Source organism: Natranaerovirga pectinivora, from assembly GCF_004342165.1.
Classification (GTDB): domain Bacteria; phylum Bacillota; class Clostridia; order Lachnospirales; family DSM-24629; genus Natranaerovirga; species Natranaerovirga pectinivora.
This window is the reverse complement of the sequence record NZ_SMAL01000008.1, coordinates 93,466-112,955: the sequence shown is the minus strand read 5'-3', so window position 1 is coordinate 112,955 and position 19,490 is coordinate 93,466. Positions and strand designations below refer to the sequence as shown.

General features: G+C 33.0%; 16 protein-coding genes and 1 riboswitch. Of the genes, 14 read left to right on the top strand and 2 right to left on the bottom strand.

The window, feature by feature from the left end:
- Positions 1 to 184: 184 nt before the first annotated feature.
- Together EDC18_RS11450 and EDC18_RS11445 are read right to left on the bottom strand one after the other, a co-directional pair.
- On the bottom strand, positions 185 to 1,186 hold the full coding sequence (locus EDC18_RS11450) for a response regulator (RefSeq protein WP_132253297.1): 1,002 nt from the start codon (positions 1,184 to 1,186) through the stop codon (positions 185 to 187).
- An 18-nt stretch (positions 1,187 to 1,204) separates the two neighbouring features.
- The gene (locus EDC18_RS11445; RefSeq protein WP_165878565.1) at positions 1,205 to 4,618 is read right to left on the bottom strand and encodes an ATP-binding protein; all 3,414 of its coding nucleotides are present in this window, start codon (positions 4,616 to 4,618) and stop codon (positions 1,205 to 1,207) included.
- A gap of 224 nt (positions 4,619 to 4,842) precedes the next feature.
- On the opposite strand from EDC18_RS11445, the gene EDC18_RS11440 reads away from it, so the two are divergent.
- The 14 genes from EDC18_RS11440 (at position 4,843) to nadB (ending at position 19,482) form a co-directional block, all read left to right on the top strand.
- The gene (locus EDC18_RS11440; protein WP_132253293.1) at positions 4,843 to 5,562 is read left to right on the top strand and encodes an HAD family hydrolase; all 720 of its coding nucleotides are present in this window, start codon (positions 4,843 to 4,845) and stop codon (positions 5,560 to 5,562) included.
- Between the two features lie 26 nt (positions 5,563 to 5,588).
- Positions 5,589 to 6,299, top strand: coding sequence for an ABC transporter ATP-binding protein (locus EDC18_RS11435; RefSeq protein ID WP_132253291.1), 711 nt, complete (start codon positions 5,589 to 5,591; stop codon positions 6,297 to 6,299).
- Position 6,300: 1 nt separating this feature from the next.
- The gene (locus tag EDC18_RS11430; RefSeq protein WP_132253289.1) at positions 6,301 to 7,881 is read left to right on the top strand and encodes a putative ABC exporter domain-containing protein; all 1,581 of its coding nucleotides are present in this window, start codon (positions 6,301 to 6,303) and stop codon (positions 7,879 to 7,881) included.
- Between the two features lie 130 nt (positions 7,882 to 8,011).
- Positions 8,012 to 8,875: a CPBP family intramembrane glutamic endopeptidase gene (locus EDC18_RS11425; protein ID WP_165878564.1), complete on the top strand. Its 864-nt coding sequence runs from the start codon at positions 8,012 to 8,014 to the stop codon at positions 8,873 to 8,875.
- Positions 8,876 to 8,920: 45 nt separating this feature from the next.
- A riboswitch (cobalamin riboswitch) is annotated at positions 8,921 to 9,101 on the top strand.
- A gap of 231 nt (positions 9,102 to 9,332) precedes the next feature.
- Entirely contained in the window at positions 9,333 to 10,301 is a 969-nt protein-coding gene (locus EDC18_RS11420) for an ABC transporter substrate-binding protein (protein WP_132253285.1), read from the top strand.
- A gap of 38 nt (positions 10,302 to 10,339) precedes the next feature.
- Positions 10,340 to 11,380 carry a FecCD family ABC transporter permease gene (locus tag EDC18_RS11415; protein WP_207669203.1) on the top strand — a complete coding sequence of 347 codons (1,041 nt, stop codon included), beginning with the start codon at positions 10,340 to 10,342 and terminating at the stop codon, positions 11,378 to 11,380.
- A gap of 13 nt (positions 11,381 to 11,393) precedes the next feature.
- Positions 11,394 to 12,155 (top strand): ABC transporter ATP-binding protein, encoded by a 762-nt coding sequence (locus EDC18_RS11410; RefSeq protein WP_132253283.1) that lies wholly within the window; start codon positions 11,394 to 11,396, stop codon positions 12,153 to 12,155.
- Between the two features lie 677 nt (positions 12,156 to 12,832).
- The gene (coaBC, locus tag EDC18_RS11405) at positions 12,833 to 14,032 is read left to right on the top strand and encodes a bifunctional phosphopantothenoylcysteine decarboxylase/phosphopantothenate--cysteine ligase CoaBC (protein ID WP_132253282.1); all 1,200 of its coding nucleotides are present in this window, start codon (positions 12,833 to 12,835) and stop codon (positions 14,030 to 14,032) included.
- Positions 14,033 to 14,078: 46 nt separating this feature from the next.
- A complete protein-coding gene (gene panB / locus EDC18_RS11400; RefSeq protein WP_132253280.1) occupies positions 14,079 to 14,927 on the top strand; it encodes a 3-methyl-2-oxobutanoate hydroxymethyltransferase in 849 nt (282 codons plus the stop codon).
- Position 14,928: 1 nt separating this feature from the next.
- The gene (gene panC, locus EDC18_RS11395) at positions 14,929 to 15,774 is read left to right on the top strand and encodes a pantoate--beta-alanine ligase (RefSeq protein ID WP_132253278.1); all 846 of its coding nucleotides are present in this window, start codon (positions 14,929 to 14,931) and stop codon (positions 15,772 to 15,774) included.
- A 3-nt stretch (positions 15,775 to 15,777) separates the two neighbouring features.
- On the top strand, positions 15,778 to 16,179 hold the full coding sequence (gene panD, locus EDC18_RS11390) for an aspartate 1-decarboxylase (RefSeq protein ID WP_132253276.1): 402 nt from the start codon (positions 15,778 to 15,780) through the stop codon (positions 16,177 to 16,179).
- 79 nt (positions 16,180 to 16,258) lie between these two features.
- The gene (locus EDC18_RS11385) at positions 16,259 to 16,633 is read left to right on the top strand and encodes a CBS domain-containing protein (RefSeq protein ID WP_132253275.1); all 375 of its coding nucleotides are present in this window, start codon (positions 16,259 to 16,261) and stop codon (positions 16,631 to 16,633) included.
- Positions 16,634 to 16,967: 334 nt separating this feature from the next.
- A complete protein-coding gene (gene nadA / locus EDC18_RS11380; RefSeq protein ID WP_207669202.1) occupies positions 16,968 to 17,879 on the top strand; it encodes a quinolinate synthase NadA in 912 nt (303 codons plus the stop codon).
- 67 nt (positions 17,880 to 17,946) lie between these two features.
- Entirely contained in the window at positions 17,947 to 19,482 is a 1,536-nt protein-coding gene (gene nadB / locus EDC18_RS11375; protein ID WP_165878563.1) for an L-aspartate oxidase, read from the top strand.
- Positions 19,483 to 19,490: the final 8 nt, after the last annotated feature.

Here is a 19,490-nt window from a genome sequence, read left to right as displayed (position 1 = left end):
TTAAGGACATAAGAACCAAACCAAGAAACCAAAAACCAAACCAAAAACCAAACCAAAAACCAAACCAAAAACCAAACCAAAAACCAAACCAAAAACCAAACCAATTACCAAACCATAAACCAAGAATAAGTAGCCTGATTGGATGTTTGAATTTTGTCCGACAAAAAAGCGGAGATAATCTCCGCTAGTTGTCTGAGTATAGTTTGGATACTTCTAGAAATTTGTCTTCGCATGCTAAGAATGCTTCTACTATGATGGGGTCGAAGTGTGATCCGTCGCCTTTTAATATAATGGATTTTGAGATATCGTGGGGGTAGGATGTTTTGTATACCCTTTTGCTTACTAAGGCATCGTATACATCTGCAAGTGCAACAATTCTGGCACTTATTGGGATTTCTTGTCCTTTTAGACCATTGGGATACCCAGAGCCGTCGTATTTTTCGTGATGACATAATGCGATTGAGGCACTCATTTTAAAGTAGTCTGCTTTTAGATCTTTTTTTGCCGTTTCCATTAGTGTTTCGTAACCTATAATGGTGTGTGTTTTCATTATTTCAAATTCTTCTGTATCTAGTCTTTCAGTCTTAAGAAGAATATGATCTGGTATTCCAATTTTTCCAATATCGTGTAAAGGACTTGTTAAAAAGATATTGTCTACGAAGGCAGGATTAATTTCTTCACTATAGTAACCTTTTTCTAGTAAGTATTCAGCAATTATTTTTGAATAGTATCTTATACGTTCTAGGTGGTTTCCAGTTTCTACATCCCTTGACTCAGCAAGTTTAGAGATGGCAAAGATAATGGTATCTCTTGATTCTAGATCTACAATTCTTTGACCTGAACGGATTTTAGCCGATAGTTCTTCTTTGCTGTAGGGTTTTGCAATATAATTATCTGCACCAGAATCTATTGCATATATAATATCATCCGTATTGCTTTTTGTGGTTACGATGATTATGTACGTGTATTGGCTGCTTTCTGCATTTCTGATTTCTTTAGTAAGTTCTAAACCATCCATACCAGGCATCATCCAATCAGTAATAACCATTCGAGGTCTTTCTGTTTTCCATATTTCCCATGCTTGCTTACCGTTTTCGGCTAAGAGAGTTTCGTACCCTAAGGCATTAACAAGCCATTCCAATTTTTTTAAACTTATTTCATCATCATCTACTAGTAAAACCTTCATATGTACACCTCCAGAATGCTAATTTTTGAAGTTTGATTTCAAGTATTTTTCTAAGGTATTTAATTCACTTATTAACTTATTCAATATGTTTTTAGAAAAATCAAGGTCTTCAATTTTGCTTTTAGTTTCAAGTTGTGATGCTAATTCAGCAAAGGTATCTGCAGCTAAGTTTAAAGCTCCACCTTTGATTCTATGGGCAACGCTTATTACTTGGTCTTTGTTATCTGTTTCGATTGCTTGTTCTATAATTCTTAATTGTTCTCTTGCATTGTTTGTAAATTTATTTGTTATATTATATAAGAAATTATAGTCCCCATCAAATTCACTCAATAGCTTTTCTAGGTCAATTGGTTTATCAACGGTGGTTTCAAAAGTTGGCATATTTGTATCTATTGAAGGTTTCACATTAAGGACAGGGGTTTCGTTTGTTAACCAATATATGATTTTATTCAAAAAAGGAATTTTTCTAAAAGGTTTGGTTATAACATCATCCATTCCTGCATTCAAATATTTTGCTACATCAGATTCAAAAGCATTGGCTGTTAAACCAATTATTTTTGTTTTTTTGCCAATTGATAAATTACGAATAACCTTTGTTGCTTCCACGCCATCCATTTCAGGCATTTGAACATCCATTAAAATTAAATCAAAAGGATTTTCTTTGAATTTATTAACGGCAACCAAACCATTTTCAGCCACATCTACATAACAATTTAGTTCTTTGAGATGGGCTAATGCTAATGCTTGATTAGTTGGGTAATCTTCAACTAATAAAACACGAAATTTATTTAAAAAAGTAGGAAATGTTAATGTATTAAAACTATCCTCTAGGTTTTGTATGATAGGTCTGGTAATAATAGTTGCTTTTTTAAAGACAGCAGTAAACCAAAATGTACTACCGATATTTTCATCACTTTCTAATCCTATATCACCATGCATCAGTTGTACCAATTGTTTTGAAATAGAAGTTCCTAAACCTGTTCCGCCGAATTTGCGAGTTGTACTGTTTTCAGCTTGTTCAAATACTTCAAAAATCATGTTTTGTCTATCTTTTTTTATGCCTATTCCAGTATCTTTGATTTTAAATAGTAATGTTATTTCTGTACTGGATTCTAAGGTCTTTTCAACAGTAATATTAATACTGCCATTTAAAGTGAATTTAATGGCATTGCCTATTAGATTAACTAATACTTGTCTTAATCTTAAGGAATCTCCAATAATAGTAGTTGGAATAGAGTCATCAGTGGTTAAGGTGTATTCCAACCCTTTTTTGCGAGCCATTGTGGAATAAGTTGATGTTATGGACTCTAGTAAGGTATTTAGATTAAAAGGCTCGTTATGTAAGGTGATTTTACCAGATTCAATTTTAGATATATCTAACACTTGATTGATAAGCTCAATTAGTTTTTCACTTTCTTCAATAATGAGACTTAAATATTGTTTTTGTTCATTATGATTTCTTGTAATATTTAGAATTTCTACAAAACCAATGATACAGTTAAGTGGTGTTCTAATTTCATGACTCATATTAGCAAGAAAACGACTTTTTGCATAATTTGCAGCATTTGCCTCTGTAATGGCTATTTGTAACTGTTCATTTACTCTTTGTATATCAGAAGTTCTTTCTTCAATTTTTCTTTCTAATTCTAGGTTTTTATCTTCTAATTTTGCAAGTAATTTTGCTCTTTCTGCTTCTGACTTTTTTAGTGCTTCAAAAATCAAAATTCTATGAAGTGCAGTACTTAGTTCACTACAAATTATATGATAATTTGCTTTTTCTAAAGGACCAACTTCAAACAGAACAAAACCAAGTTGCATATCTCTAAAGTACAAAGGGTGTAGAATCATTGTATATCTATCTTGAGGCTTGAAGGCTTCAGGTAATAACTCAATGGAGTCAAATAAAATACCATCAGAATCAACAAACTCTACTTTATTATTGCTGTATGCAAAGATTAATCTGGCTTGGGTATAATCTTTTTTGTTTTCATCGTATAAAGATATATAACATCCAGGAATTTTTAAGTCTTCAAGCAATCTTTCAATAGCCAGGAGAAGTTCTGTTCGCTCATATGTAGAATTCAAAGATTGATTGGTTGCATGAAGAGAAAATAATAAATTGTTGGTTTTAATGTTAAAATTGGCTAATGAAAACTCTAAAGCTAGGTGTATTTGTACTCTGGCTTGATTCCATATATCAGAGGCTCTAAGGTGTAATTTACTTGTTTTTAAATAGGGCAACATTAAATTTCTTTTTTCAGAGATTAACAATTGGAATATTGAGATGTCTTCATCTGATTTCTTAAGAATATTCAAAATGTTCTCTAAAGTTGTTATAAATTTATTGGAAGAAGGATCATTAAGATCATTTATAAAGTCACCTACTAAGTCTCCAATTCTTAAATGGGACACAGAACTAGTTGTAAAAGAGGCAATTTGTGTTAAGTGATTTTTTATGGCCATTAACTCATCATCTGAAATCATAAAGGATAGTTCAGAATCAAGATCATCTACACAATGTGTATTTGGTTCTAAACAACCACAAGAGTGTCTAATGACAAGGTGGTTCTTTATATAGTTATCTTTATTGGGTATCTCTATTCCATTAAGGTGCTTAAGAATTAAATCTGTAGCTACCTGACCATAGCGAAGTAACTGTGGGTCAATAGTCGTAATTGGAGGATTACACATCCTACTCTCATTTTTATTGTTGAATCCAACTAAAGCAATATCAAAAGGAATACGGATTTCTCTTTTATTAAGTTCATCAGATACACCTAATGCAACCAAATCACTAACACATATTATTGCTTCAATATCTTCTTTTGGCACTAATTTTAATTCATCAAGGTAATACTTAACTGCTTTTACACCAGTAGATTCATGGAAGATATTAGGTTCAGTAATGAGGCGTTGATCAATAGGTATATTGTGTCTTTCCAAAGCTTTCATATAAGACATATATCTTTGTTTGGCAGAATTATGGAACTCTGGACCTCGAACAAAACCAATTTTGGTATAGCCATGAACTTGATACAGGTGATCAACTAAGCTACTGATACCATCATCATTGTCCATTAGTACAGCAGGAAAATCTTTAATCTTATTTGCAATTGTAATAACAGGTAAGTTTTTAAACTTTGCAAAAAATTCAATTACTTCCTCAGTTGTCAAAAATTCTTCATAATGAGATGCCCAAGTAATTAAGCCATCTACATTTCTAGCGTCAACTAAATCATATATGATATTTGCACTAAAGTTATTGTTTGTGGGATCATTAGGTTTTTGTCCTATTATACATATTAAATTTACATCTTGTTCAGATGAAAAGGCTGCGGCTCCCTTGAAAAAACTAAGGCCAATATCTCCCCAAATAAATGGCGTTATAAATCCAAGAGTAGTTCTAGTGTTTCTAGAACTAGAGTTTCCCATAAGAATACCTCCCTGTTGGAACATATCATTAGTACCAATAAAATACTATTTTTTACTAAAGATTTTGTTTATATTATAACAGTTTTTACTTTCCACAGCAACTTAAGTTATGGGCTTGGGTTAAAATAGTAAGGATATTTTATATATTTTGTTTAAACAATTGAAATAATTAATACTTATGTTAAAATATATATAATAAAATAATTGAAATGTGAGGATGAAGTATGATTAATACTATTTTATTTGATTTAGATGGTACAGTATTGCCTTTAAATATGGAATTGTTTATGAAAATTTATTTTGATGAAATGTCAAATGCATTTTCAGATATCATCGAAAAAGAAACTTTAATTAATTATATATGGACTGCTACAGGTGAAATGATTAAGAACACAGAAAAAAGAACCAATGAAAGTGTTTTTATGGAGAAGTTCGGAGAATTAATTAATGATGATTTAGAGATGTATAAAGGGCGATTTGATAAATTTTATGATGAAGGGTTTCAAAAAGCAAAAGTTTCTGCATCTGAGAATGAATGGATCATTAAAAGTTTGGAAGTATTAAAAGAAAAGAATTATAATCTTGTCCTGGCAACAAATCCACTTTTTCCTAAAAAAGCTATTTTACACAGAGTAAGATGGGCTAATGTAGATCCTAATACATTTAGCTATATTACTTCTTATGAAGAGAATAGTTATTGCAAACCACAAATTCACTATTATAAAGAAATATTAGAAGACATCCATAAGGAGCCATCTGAATGTATGATGGTTGGAAACGATGTACAAGAGGATATGATTGCAGGGCGTTTAGGGTTAAAGACATATTTGATTGAGGATTGTATTATTAATAGAACAGATGAAGAGGTTGTTTGTGATTACAGTGGGAAGTATGAGGATTTTTATAATTTTGTTTGCAATTTACCTAGTGTGAATGAACAATAAATTTTAATAAAGGATGGAGCGCATAAATGTTAGAGGTAAAGAATTTAGTAAAGAAATTTGGGAGTAAAAACATTGCCGTAAATGATATGTCATTTAGTATTAATGAAGGAGAAATATGTATTATTCTTGGTCCAAATGGTGCAGGAAAAAGTACAACCATTAAGTGTATTGCTGGACTTTTAAAATTTTCTGGAGAGATAAATATTTTTGAACACAGTAATAAGTCTATTGAATCTAAAAAAATATTAGGATATGTTCCTGAAACCCCTTCCTTGTATGAATTATTAACGGTAAATGAACATCTAGAGTTTATTGCAAAAGCTTATGAGTTAAAGGATTATGAAGGGTATAAGAATGAGTTATTAAAAAGATTTGATTTAGATGATAAGGTAGATAAAGTAGGAAGAGAGTTATCAAAAGGTATGCAACAAAAGGTGAGTCTTTGCTGTGCATTGCTTATAAAGCCAAAGATCATCATGTTTGACGAGCCGATGATCGGACTAGACCCAAAAGCCATTAATGAACTTAAAAAAGTGTTTATAGAACTTAAAGAAGCGGGTTGCATTCTTCTTATAAGTACTCATATTATTGATAGTGTAGAACAGTACTGGGATAGAGTATTGATTATGAACAAAGGTGAAGTCGTGAAAGATTTGAACAAAGAGAGTTTGATTCATAATACTAGAACCCTTGAAGAGATTTTCTTTGAAGCAACAGATGAAGTGAAGGGAGCTTAGTATGGTATCTTTATTTTATATTTTAAGAAAAAGTTTTAAGAATGGCTTAAAGCAATTGGTCAAAAAGAAATTAGCGCTTTTAGGGTATCTAGTGCTTTATGGTTTTATGATATATGGTGCAATTATAGTGTATAGAGGAAAAAGTGGTGAGGGTATTAATCCCACAAGTTTGCAGATGTATCAAAGTATAATGCTTGGATTGATTATACTTACTGTTGTGCCAAGTTTATACAGCTGTTTGGGAAAAATTTCAACAGCATTTAGAATGGCAGATGTGAATATGATTTTTGTGGCACCTTATCATCCAGCAAAAATATTATTATTTAGTCAATTAAGGCAGGCAGCCCAGTCATTTATTATTATGATTTTTATGGTTATTCAAGCCCCCTATTTTACAGGAGGATTGGATTCAGGAGTTTCTGGTTTTTTTCTATATGGTTTTGCGTGGATGGTTTTAACATTATCCATTTCTCCTATATGTACAGGTCTTTTCATTGTTAACATGAGATTGCCTAAATTAAAAAGAATGTTTAAAACATTGATTATTGCATTAGCTATGTCGTTAATTGGATACGTTATCTTAGGCGCTTTTGGTACCAGTGATCCTATAAATGGTATGTTGTCTAGGGCTTCTAGTGATTGGTTTTTAAAAATCCCTTTAATTGGATGGTATAGAAGTATTTTTGACTCTGTAGCTTTTGGTTTTACATGGGAGACTTTAATTTCTCTTGCTTTAATTCTTTTATTGGTTACAACGTCTTTAATAATTTCTTTTAAATTTGCTACAACAGATTTTTTTGAAGATGCAATCACTCAATCAGAAAAAACCGAGGAAGCTCTTTCTGCAATTAAAGATGGGAACCAATTTAAAAATTTGTATAAAAACAAAAAAGCAAGAAAAGTAAAATTTCAATTTAAAAAAGCCAAGTCAAAAGTTATATTGGAGAAACAATTATTGGAAATGAAAAAGAAAGGGCTGTTTTTATTTGATATAAAAAGCTTGTTTATTATTTCAGCACTTATTCTTGTAGGATCCATAGTGCCACAAGTTGAAGAGATACCTTCAGTAAAGCTTCTAGCTGGGGCAGTCCTATTAATATATTTTATAGTTATTATAGTTAATATAGGTGTTGGAAAAACGGAATTAAATAAGCATTATTTGTATTTGATTCCTGATAATAACTTTGAGAAATTAATAAACTTAACCATATTGGAAGGGATAAAGATATTTAAGGATTGCTTTATAGGTTTTTTAGTTGTTTCCATTATATTTAATGAAAATATATTTCACGGGTTTTTATGTGGCATAATACTATTTATGTTTGTAATGATCCAATCATTTTTAGAACTTATATGTTCAAAGCTTTTTGGTAATACGCAAACTCAAATGTTAAAAGGATTCATTAGATTTATATTTAATATTATTATTTTAATTCCTGGTATTAGTATTGCCATAGCTTTTGGGTTATTAAATATTTCCTTAACAATAGCTTTATTAATTGTGGTATTAATCTATTTAAGTATTACACTGATGCTATCTGTCCCTGCGGCTTTTAGTATCAAAAATCCAGAATTCAATTAAGATTTATACTAGTAACGTAACAAATGACTTTTGCTTTATTAGAGACAAAAAATTTATTGAAATGTAATTTCAAATCAGTGTAAGGAAGCTTGTAAATTACATTTACATATATAATATGAGGTGGGGAATTATGAAATTATTAAAAGCAGTGGGATTTTTGTTGTTAATTGGGCTTTTTTATATGATAGCAACTGCTGTGGTTGCCTTTGTTATGGGTATAGTAGGTGCTATTAGTGGTGGATATACAGACGTAGATTCACTAGATGCTTTTCTTTCTAACAATTTAGCTTTAATGGTTATTGGTATTAATTTAGTGACTCTTTTATTTATATTTATTCTCTTTAGTTTTAGAAAAGAAAAGTCCTTAGTTAAGTACCTTAATTTTAGCAAATTAGATATATCTCAAATATTATATCTACTTGTAATAGGTATTGCGTTAAATGTATTTATAAATGTAGCTTTAATGCTTATACCAAGATTTTTTAATATTACTAGATACCTAGAAGAGCACGATGGCGTCATAGAAAACTTAACATCAGGAAATGTATGGATTACATTGTTTTTAGTCATTGTCATTGCACCAATATTCGAAGAAATACTTTGTCGAGGTGTCATTTTAAAAGACTTTATGAAATCCACCCCTGTATGGGTAGCCGTTATAATCCAATCTCTTGTATTTGGTTTTATCCATGGAAATATTGTTCAAGGGTCATATGCATTTGTCATAGGGTTGGTTTTGGCAGTGATATATTTAAAAATGAAAAGTATTTGGGCGCCTATTTTCCTTCATTTTGTCTTTAACTTTGTAAGTTTGTTTATTGGATATTTTATTGATGAGAATATGACAAGTTTTCTTGGGATAATATATGTTATGGTGTCTTTTGTAATCTTAGCTTGGTTTATGAAAGTTGTACTGAGTAAAGAATACCCAACTCAAGAATACATAACTCAAGAGGTCAATGAAGAAGATCCAACTTATTCTTTGGATCAGTAAAAGTTATTGACATTTTAGCTGTATTAGATTATATTAAAACACGTACAATTGAATAAAGTATAAGGTTCTTTTTGTAAAAGATTAAAAGGGAAAATGGTGTGAATCCATTACAGCCCCCGCTACTGTAAGCATTACGAAATCCATATACCATTGGGAGTGATCCTGAGAAGGTGGAGAGTAGGTTTGATATGTGAGTCAGGAGAACTGCCTTATGCCATAAGCAATTCGACTTTCGGAGGGAAGGTACGGGTATTATATGCACACAAGTTAATTGGAGATGCTTTATAACCGTATATTTATATATACGGTTTTTTTATACTTAATAAGTCGATTTGTGGATTCAAGGGATATATAATAATATTGGCTGCTTTTCCTTTCAGCCGGTGAATGCTCACTTGAATACACGAGAACTAAAGAGTATTAAATCCCTCTAAATAAAAAAATAAGGAGTAACAAAATGAAAAATTTATTTAAAAATGTAACAACACTTCTATTGGTATTAATGTTAGTAGTATTAGCTGGCTGTACTGCAAATGAGGCGCCTAGTGAGCCAACTCCTATTGAACCTATTGGTCTAGAAGATCAAAATCAAGTTGATGATAATGTAAATCTTCAGGTTACATATCCTTTAGAAATTGAAAATAAGTTCGGGAAGATTACAGTTATTGAGTCAGAACCAAATTCCGTTATTTCTTTTTCACCGGAGACGACTGAAATCATGTTTGAAATTAATGTAGGAGACAAATTAATAGGCCGTTCTACATTTTGTAATTATCCAGTAGAGGCTTCAGAGATTAGAGATTTTGGTACATTGTTTGATTATAATATTGAGTCTGTTGTTGAAGCTAATCCAGATTTAGTTATTTTATCTTCTATGGTAGGCGAAGACAATTATAATGCTTTTAAGAACTTAGGATTAAATGTTTTAGTATTAGACTTTGATGACTCTTTTGAAGGTACTTATGAGTATATAACAGTTTTAGGCCAAGTGTTCAATAGGGTAGAAGAAGCTGAAGGTTTAATAGCAGATATGGAAAATGTAGTTAATCATGTTATTGAAACAACTAAAGCCCTTGAAAAACCAAATGCATATTTTATTGTATGGGCAGGTAGTGGAGATTCAACGGCAACAGGAGATACTTTTATTGGAGAAATGATGGAGTTAGCAGGAGCTAATAATGTGGCTGCTGATGGACAAAATTGGATGTATAGTGTAGAGTTATTAGTAGAAAAAGACCCTGATATTTTAATTGCACCAGATTATTTGGTGGATATGTTATATGATTTAGAAGGGTACAAAGATTTGACGGCTTTAAATGAAGGAAGAATATATTCAGTTAATGAAGATATTTATTATAGACAAGGGCCTAGATTAAGAGAAGCTATAGCAGAACTTGCTTCAATATTTCACCCAGATAAATTTTAATTAGATTATTAATGGGATTGTATAAAGGAATGGGTAATATGAAAAATAAAGGATATAAATCTAAATTTATATTAACGTTAGTGGTACTTGTTTTAACCATAACGGTAGCAGGCACTTTAGGTAGCGCCAATATTAATTTCCTTAATTTTTTTAGAATTATCGGAAGTAGAGTGCCCTATTTAAAAAACTTTATAGATATTAGCCATATACCGGATTCTCATTTTACCATTGTTATGAATTTAAGAATGCCTAGAATCATTTTAGCCCTTTTTGGAGGGGCTGGTTTGGCCTGTGCAGGGGCAATTTTTCAAGGTGTTTTTGCCAATCCTATGGCAGAACCTTATTTACTTGGCGTGTCTTCAGGAGCAGCAATGGGTGCAACCATTGCTGCTATTTTAAATACCCATATAAGATTTTTAGGTTTTGGGGCTATGGGATTGTTTGCTTTTGCAGGTTCATTATTGGTTATGTTTCTAATTTTTAGTCTTTCTAGAATTAAAGGGCAGTCTTCAGTATCCATCTTATTATTAGCGGGACTGGCTATTAACTCTTTTTTTGGGTCTATGATTTCTCTTATTATGATGTTTAATCAAGATAAGGTTGAAGAAGTGTATTTTTGGACTATGGGTAGCTTTAGAAATGCAACTTGGGAAAAGGTTCTTATTGTAGGTATGGTTGTAATACTCATGACATTGTATAGTTTTTACTATTCTAAGGATCTGGATTTAATAATGATTGGTGATGAACAAGCCAAGTCTTTAGGGGTCCATGTAGATCAGGTTAAGAAGAATTTGTTAGTGGCAGCATCTCTTGTTGCCGCAATAATTGTTGCTTCAAGTGGTATTATTGGTTTTGTAGGTTTGATCATACCCCATATGGCAAGGTTTATAAGTGGTCCTTCTCATAAGAAATTACTTCCTTTATCCGTTGTTTTTGGTGGTGTTTTTATGATTATTTGTGATACCATTGCCCGTTCTGTATTGCCTAATAAAGAACTAACCACAGGTGTTATTACTTCATTGTTTGGTGTACCTTTTTTCTTGTGGTTGTTGTATAAGAATAGAAAGACTGTAGCTTAGGAAGTGGGAAAGTATGAAAATAGATATTAAAAGTCTTAGTTATAAGTATGATGAAAAAAAGGTATTACATAATATAAATTTGTCATTTAACAAAGGTAAGTTTTATGGGATTTTAGGGCCTAATGGTTCTGGAAAAACCACACTTATTAAATTAATGACGGGATTACTTTCTAAAAAATCAGGGGAAATATTTGTAAATAACAAAGAGTTAGATACAATGAGTAGAAATGAAATTGCAAAAAACATTGCTTATGTCCCTCAGATATTTAATATAAGTCAGGGTTTTTCAGTTAGAGATATTGTGCTTATGGGAAGGCATCCTTATATAAAAAGGTTAGAGTCCCCTTCTTTAGAGGATTATGAGAAGGTGGAAGAAGCTTTTCGTGAGACCAATTTAACAGGGTTAAGAGACCGATTTGTTAATGAGTTAAGTGGTGGTGAGACTCAAAGGGTTATTATTGCTAGGGCTTTAGCCCAAGATACAGGAATTATTGTTTTGGATGAGCCTATTTCTCAGTTGGATATTCATTATCAGCACGAGATTATTCGGTTTTTGAAGTATTTATGTGAGGTAAAAGGGCGTACCATTATTGCTTCTTTGCATGATATTAATGTTGCTGTGAACTATTGTGAGGAAGTTGTCGTGATGAAGGAAGGTGTCGTTAAGGCTCAAGGGAAGGCCTTTGATGTGGTTACTGAAGGGTTGATTGAGGAGGTTTATGACTTAAAGGTGAGTATATTTGACGGAAAAGGACGCCGATATATCGGATGGTGACAAGGGTGGTGACAAGGGGACGTTTCTCTTGTCTTTTTTCGGGGTGACCAGGGTGACAAGGGGACGTTTCTTTTGTCTTTTTTCAAGACAGGGTTTTTGGCTGGCGACTAGGGAGTGTTATATATAAGATTTATCGACCCTTATCCATCCTTGGATAAGAGGGTCGAGCTACGCCATCCTTGGCTCCGCGGTATAATCTTATATATAACACTCCCTAGTCTTTGTCGTAACAAGGGGGCGTTTCTTTTGTCTTTTCCTTTGTCTTTCGTTGTCTACTCAAGACAGCCGAAGCGTCCCCGTGTCTTTTCTTTTGTCTTTTCCTTTGTCTTTCGTTGTCTACTCAAGACAGTGGAAACGTCCCCTTGTCTTCTTTTCTTCCCTTGCGTTGTCTTGAGGAGACAGCCGAAACGTCCCAGTGTCTTTTCACAAGACAGCCGAAACGTCCCCGTGTCTTTTTCCCCCTGTCTTCTTTACACAAGACAGTGGAAACGTCCCCTTGTCTTTCACAAGACAGCCGAAACGTCCCCTTGTCTTCCACAAGACAGTGGAAACGTCCCCTTGTCTTCTTCCTTTTCCCCTTGTCTTCCTTGTCTTCTGCCTTGGTTTTTTGTGAGTCTTGATTTATATTGTAGTTTAGTGATATACTTAATAAAAAGCTATGATTGAGAGTGGTTTTTATGCTTAGAGATAAGAATATTGTGATTGGGATTTCTGGTGGGGTTGCTGTTTATAAGGTTTGTGATCTTGTTAGTCGGCTTAAGAAGCTTCATGCTAATGTTCATGTGATTATGACTAAGTCTGCTACTGAGTTTGTGGCACCTTTGACTTTTCAGTCTCTTAGTCAGAATTATGTTGTTGTGGATATGTTTGAAGAGCCTAAGACTTGGGATGTAGAACATATTTCTTTGGCTAAGAAGGCGGATTTGTTTTTAATTGCACCTGCTACGGCTAATGTTATTGGCAAGATTGCTAATGGGATTGCTGATGATATGTTGACGACTACTATTATGGCAACTAGAGCACCTATTCTCATGGCACCTGCAATGAATACCAATATGTATACTAATGATATAGTTCAGGAGAATATTAATAAGTTAAAAAGCAGGAATTATAAGTTTGTAGATCCAGAGGCTGGTCGATTGGCTTGTGGTGACGTGGGTGTTGGTAAGTTAGCGAACAATGATATTATTCTTGAACATATAAAGGAAATGTTAAACCCAGTAGAGGATTTGAAGGGTAAGAATGTCCTTATAACAGCTGGACCCACTAGAGAATGGATTGATCCTGTTCGTTTTATTTCCAATCCTTCTAGCGGTAAGATGGGTTATGCCCTAGCCAAAAGTGCAAGTGAACGTGGTGCTAATGTTACTTTGATCTCCGGTCCTGTTTCTATTGAAAAACCTACAGGGATGAGTAATTTTGTTAAAGTGGAAACGGCAGAAGAGATGTATAATGAAGTTGTAAAGGTTGTTGATTCTCAAGACATTGTTATTAAAACAGCAGCAGTTGGAGATTATAGACCTAAAAGTAAATCAGATATAAAGCTTAAGAAATCTAATAGTAAGGTAAGTCTTGAATTGGAGCCTAATGCTGATATATTATTTAATATTGGGAATAATAAAAAAGAAAATCAAATCTTTGTTGGATTCGCAGCTGAGACCAATGATGTAATTGAAGAAGGAAAAAAGAAATTAATTAAAAAAAATCTTGATTTAATTGTTGTAAATGATGTGACAGAGGTAGGAGCAGGTTTCCAATCAGAAACCAATATTATTAAAATTATTGATAAAGAAAAGAATGTAAAAGAATTTCCTATGGATACAAAAGAAAATTTAAGTAATATTATAATTGATGAAATTGTAAATTTATTAAAATAATAGAATATAGCTGTAGGGTATTATATCTTGATTGGAGGACAATGGTATGAGTAAAAGAGTTACCACTTCTACATTTAGAAAAATGAAAAAGAGTGGAGAAAAAATAACCGTTCTAACGGCATATGATTATCCAACTGCTACAATTTTAGATCAGCAAGGTATTGATGCTATTTTAGTAGGAGATTCTTTGGGGATGGTTGTATTAGGTTATAATGATACAACTCAAGTAACAATGGAAGATATGCTTCATCATATAAAAGCTGTTAGTCGTGGAACAAAAAGAGCTATGGTCATTGGCGACATGCCTTTTTTATCCTATCATATAAGTATCCAACAAAGTGTTATTAATGCAGGAAGCATTATTAGGGAAGGTCTTGCAGGGGCTGTAAAACTTGAAGGTGGAAAAGAAATTATAGACCATGTTAAAGCCATTGTTAACGCAGGTATACCAGTAGTAGGGCATATTGGGTTGACGCCACAATCTGTGCATCAGTTTGGGGGCTATTTTATTCAAGGTAAAACAGATGAACAAGGGCAAAAATTACTAGAAGATGCTAAGGCATTGGAAGAGGCAGGGGTTTTTGCTGTTGTTTTAGAATGTGTCACTGAAGAAGTAGGAGAGTTAATTACCAATGAGCTTAGTATACCAACAATAGGAATAGGTGCAGGGCGTAAATGTGATGGTCAAGTTTTAGTAACCCATGATTTATTAGGTTTGTACCACGGGAACAGTCCAAAATTTGCAAAAAGATATGCAAACATGTATAATGCTATGGGTGATGCAATAAATGGATATATTAAAGAAGTAAAAGAGGGAGCATTCCCTAATGAAAATCATATTTTTACTATGGATAGTGAAAATGTAACTAAACTATATACAAAGGTGAAAAAGTAAGATGGAATGTATTAATACAATAAAGGGTATTAGAGAATATTTAAAACCATATATGTTACAAGATAAAAGCATTGGCTTTGTGCCAACGATGGGTTATCTTCATAAAGGGCATGGGTCTTTAATTGAAAAGGCAGCCAAGGAAAATGATATTGTTGTGGTGAGTATTTTCGTTAATCCTACACAATTTGGTCCAAATGAGGATTTTGAAAAATATCCGAGAGATTTAGAAGGTGATTTAACTGTTGCTAAAGAAGCAGGAGCAACGGTTGTATTTGCCCCAGTAGCTTCTGAGATGTATGTAGAAGACAAAAAGACACAGGTTGTTGTAAGTGATCTAACAGATAAGCTATGTGGTGCTTCTAGACCTGGTCATTTTCAAGGTGTTACTACAGTAGTAACAAAGTTATTTAATATCGTTAAGGCAAACAAAGCCTATTTTGGGAAAAAAGACGCACAACAGTTAGCTGTTATTCAAAAGATGGTTCAAGACTTGAATATGGATATTGAGATTATTGAATGTCCAATTATTAGAGAAGAAGATGGTCTTGCTTTAAGTTCTAGAAATGTGTATTTGAGTGAAGAAGAAAGACAAGAAGCTTTGGTTTTAAGTCAAGGGTTATTTTCTACTAAGGAAAGAATAAAGCAGGGTGAAAGAGATTGTGTTCAATTAAAAAATGAATTGATAGAATTAATTAATACAAAACCTCTTAGCAACATAGATTATGTTAATTTTGTTGATGTGAATACCCTAGAAGATATTAATATTATTGATGACAAAGTGCTTATTGCTTTGGCAGTTAAGTTTGGAAATACTCGATTAATTGATAATATTACAGTGGAGGTGTAAATTATGCTAATAGAGATGATGACAGGAAAAATACATAGAGCCACTGTTACAGATGCCAATTTGAATTATGTTGGAAGTATTACCATAGATGAAAATTTATTAAAGGCTACAGGTATTTTACCAAATCAAAAAGTTCAAGTTGTGAATAATAATAATGGTGCGCGCTTCGAGACCTACGTTATTTCTGGACAAGCTGGCAGTGGAACCATATGTCTTAATGGTGCAGCGTCTAGGTTGGCTCAACCTGGTGATATCGTAATTATTATTGCCTATGGCTTAATGGATTCAAAAGAAGCTGTGGATCATAAGCCAAAGGTGATTCTAGTAGATGGAGAGAATAGAATAGAAAAGATTATTGAAGGTGAAGATGCACCTGAAACAATGTATGATGGCATTAAAGAATAATAGAATAGTGTTATTAGATAGTTGTATTAGAATTATTGTATGCTATAATTAGAGTATACTTATAAAGAAGGTGATAAATATGAAGATAAATACTATTATGAAAAAGAATGTTTTTAAAATCACACCAACGGATTCAATAAAAATGGCTCTTGATAAAATGACAGAATTGAACATCAATGGTATGCCAGTTATTAATGAAGAGGATGTACTAGTTGGAATGATAGTAAAAGCAGATATTTATCGTTTTTTAATAGAACCAGGTCATTATGACAGTTGCCCTGTAGAATGGGTAATGACAAAAAAAGTAATCACTGCTAATAGTGATGAAGAAATTGTTGGTGTAGGTAAAAAACTTAGAGATAATAATATTATAGCAATGCCAGTACTTGAAAATGAAATGGTAGTGGGTATTGTAAGTATTGAAGATATACTAGACTACTACATAGAAAAATAATAGTAATCCCGTAAATTATAATGATTTACGGGATTATTTATTATAGGTGATGAAGGGATTTTGATTATATATAAGTTCCAAAAATCCCCAACCATCCTTGGTTGCAAAGATTTCGCTACGCCGTCCTTGGCTGCGCTATTACACTTATATATAATAAAAATCCTTGTTGGATGCCTTTGTATACAGTTTGAAATACCGTAAATTATAATGTTTACGGTATTTTTTTGTTTGCAACAATATTTGAAAACTTTATGTTTGTTATTGAGTTTATAGAAAAAGGATGGTATTATATATACTACTGTATATACACCTGTAAACACAATTATCAAGGAGGATGATTAAATTGGATACTATGATTGAACGTATAAATGCCTTAAAAAAAGAAAAAAATGCAATGATTATTGCCCATTTGTATCAGAAGGCTGAAGTTCAAGATATTGCAGATTTTGTAGGGGATTCTTTTGAACTTAGTAAAAAAGCAAAGGAGAATGATGCTGAAACAATTGTTTTTTGTGGTGTGCATTTTATGGCTGAAAGTGCAAAGATTTTAAGTCCTCATAAAAAGGTCCTACTTCCAAGAAGTGATGCTGGATGTCCTATGGCGGATATGGTTTCTGAAAAAGAGGTTAAGTTATTAAGAGAAAAATATCCAGATGCTGCCATTGTATGTTATGTTAATTCTTCTGCTGAAGTAAAGGCTTTAAGCGATATTTGCTGTACGTCTTCTAATGCTGTAAAAGTGGTAGAGTCTTTGCCTCATAAACAAATTGTTTTTATTCCTGATGAGAATCTAGGCAATTATGTTGCTAAACAAGTGAAAGATAAAGAGATTATTCCCTTTAAGGGGTATTGTATTACCCATAAACTTGTAACAAGAGAAGAGGTTATAAGAATTAAAAATGAGTTTCCAGAAGCTGAATTGTTGGTGCATCCTGAATGTACAGAGGAAGTCTTAGGGGAGGCTGATTTTGCCGGGAGTACGGCACAGATTATTAATTATGTAAAGCATTCTAATAAGGATACTTTTATTATTGGAACGGAAGAGGGCATATTACATAAGTTGCATAATGAAAATCCAGGGAAAACTTTTTATTTGGCGTCTCCTAAGTTGATTTGTATGAATATGAAGAAGACTTCTTTGGAGGCTGTTTTAGATGCGTTGGAGAATGAGACGACGGAGATTGTTTTAGAGGATGAGGTTCGGGAGAGGGCTTATTTAAGTTTGAATCGGATGTTGGAAGTTTAATTTATTAGGTCGTGAGGGTGACGACTAGCAAGTGATATATATACTACTTTTTCGAGAGGGGGCGTGTGTGTTGAAGCGTTATTTGTTTGATGGTGATTTTGACTTGGTTGAGAGGGCGTTTTTTGATGTTATTATTATTGGTGCTGGGATAGCGGGGATATACACTGCTTTGGCTCTTGATGAGGGGTTGAAGTGTGGGATTATTAGTAAGGGTGCTTTGGAGGAGAGTAATTCTTTTTTGGCTCAAGGTGGTATTGCTTCTGTGGTGTTGGATGAGGATACTGAGGAGGAGCATTTCAGGGATACTTTGGTTGCTGGGGCTGGAGTTTGTGATGAAGAGGCAGTTAGGGTTCTTGTAAGGGAAGGTCCTAGGGAGATTAATGAGCTAATTAATATGGGGATCCCTTTTGATTTAAGTAATGAAGGGGTTTTGCATATTACACGAGAAGGGGGACATTCAAGGAGACGGGTTGTTCATTGTGGTGGGGATGCTACTGGACGAATTATTTTAAAAAGTCTTAAAGAAATTGCGGATGCTAGAGAGAATATTACTTTTATAGATAAAACTTTTTTAGTTGATATTTTAACTGAAAAAAATGATGTTGTGGGTGTTTTGACATATAAAGATGACTATAAAGCATATATGGCATCAAATGTAGTTATTGCCTCAGGTGGTATTGGTCAATTGTATAAATATACGACAAATCCTAAGATTGCAACAGGTGATGGTCTTGGGGCTGCTATGAGAGCTGGTGTTGAGACCAAGGATATGGAGTTTGTTCAGTTTCACCCTACAGCACTTTATACTGGGGAGGATGATCAATCTGTATTCTTGATTTCTGAAGCGGTTAGGGGAGAAGGGGCTGTTCTTAGGAATGTACAAGGGGAGGCTTTTATGAAGGGTGTTCACCATATGAAAGACCTTGCGCCTAGGGACATTGTTTCAAGAGAGATTGTTAAACAGATTTTAAATCAAGAGGAAGATTATGTGTATTTAGATATCACCAATAAATCTAGGGCGTATTTGGTGAATCGGTTTCCCACTATTTTTAAGAAGTGTTATGAAAAAGGTTTCGATATTTCCAAGGAATGGATTAAGGTTCATCCCGTACAACATTATTTTATGGGGGGGATTAAAACAGATCTATATAGTAGAACCAATATTAATGGTTTATTTGCTTGTGGAGAAGTTGCTTGTACAGGAGTTCATGGCGCTAATAGACTGGCAAGTAATTCTTTGTTGGAATGCTTGGTTTTTGGAAAAAGATGTGGGGAGTATATTAATAGATTGCATAAGTGTCAATTTTTATTACATAAGAAGTTAGGGTTTGATACAAAAGAAAGTACACTTGTATTAAATGATATTGGTTTAATAAAGAAGAAAATAAAAGAAGTAATGACAACTTGTGGGAGTATTGTACGTAAGGAAAATGATTTATTAAAAAGTGAAAAGGCTATTCAAAATCTAGTATTAAAGGTTAATGATTATAAATTGGATACTGTTGACGGATTTGAGATGTATAATATGTTGATTATAGCCCAGGAGATATTAAAAAAAGCATGGGAAAGAAAAGTTAGTATTGGGGCCCATTATATGAACTAAGTAAATGA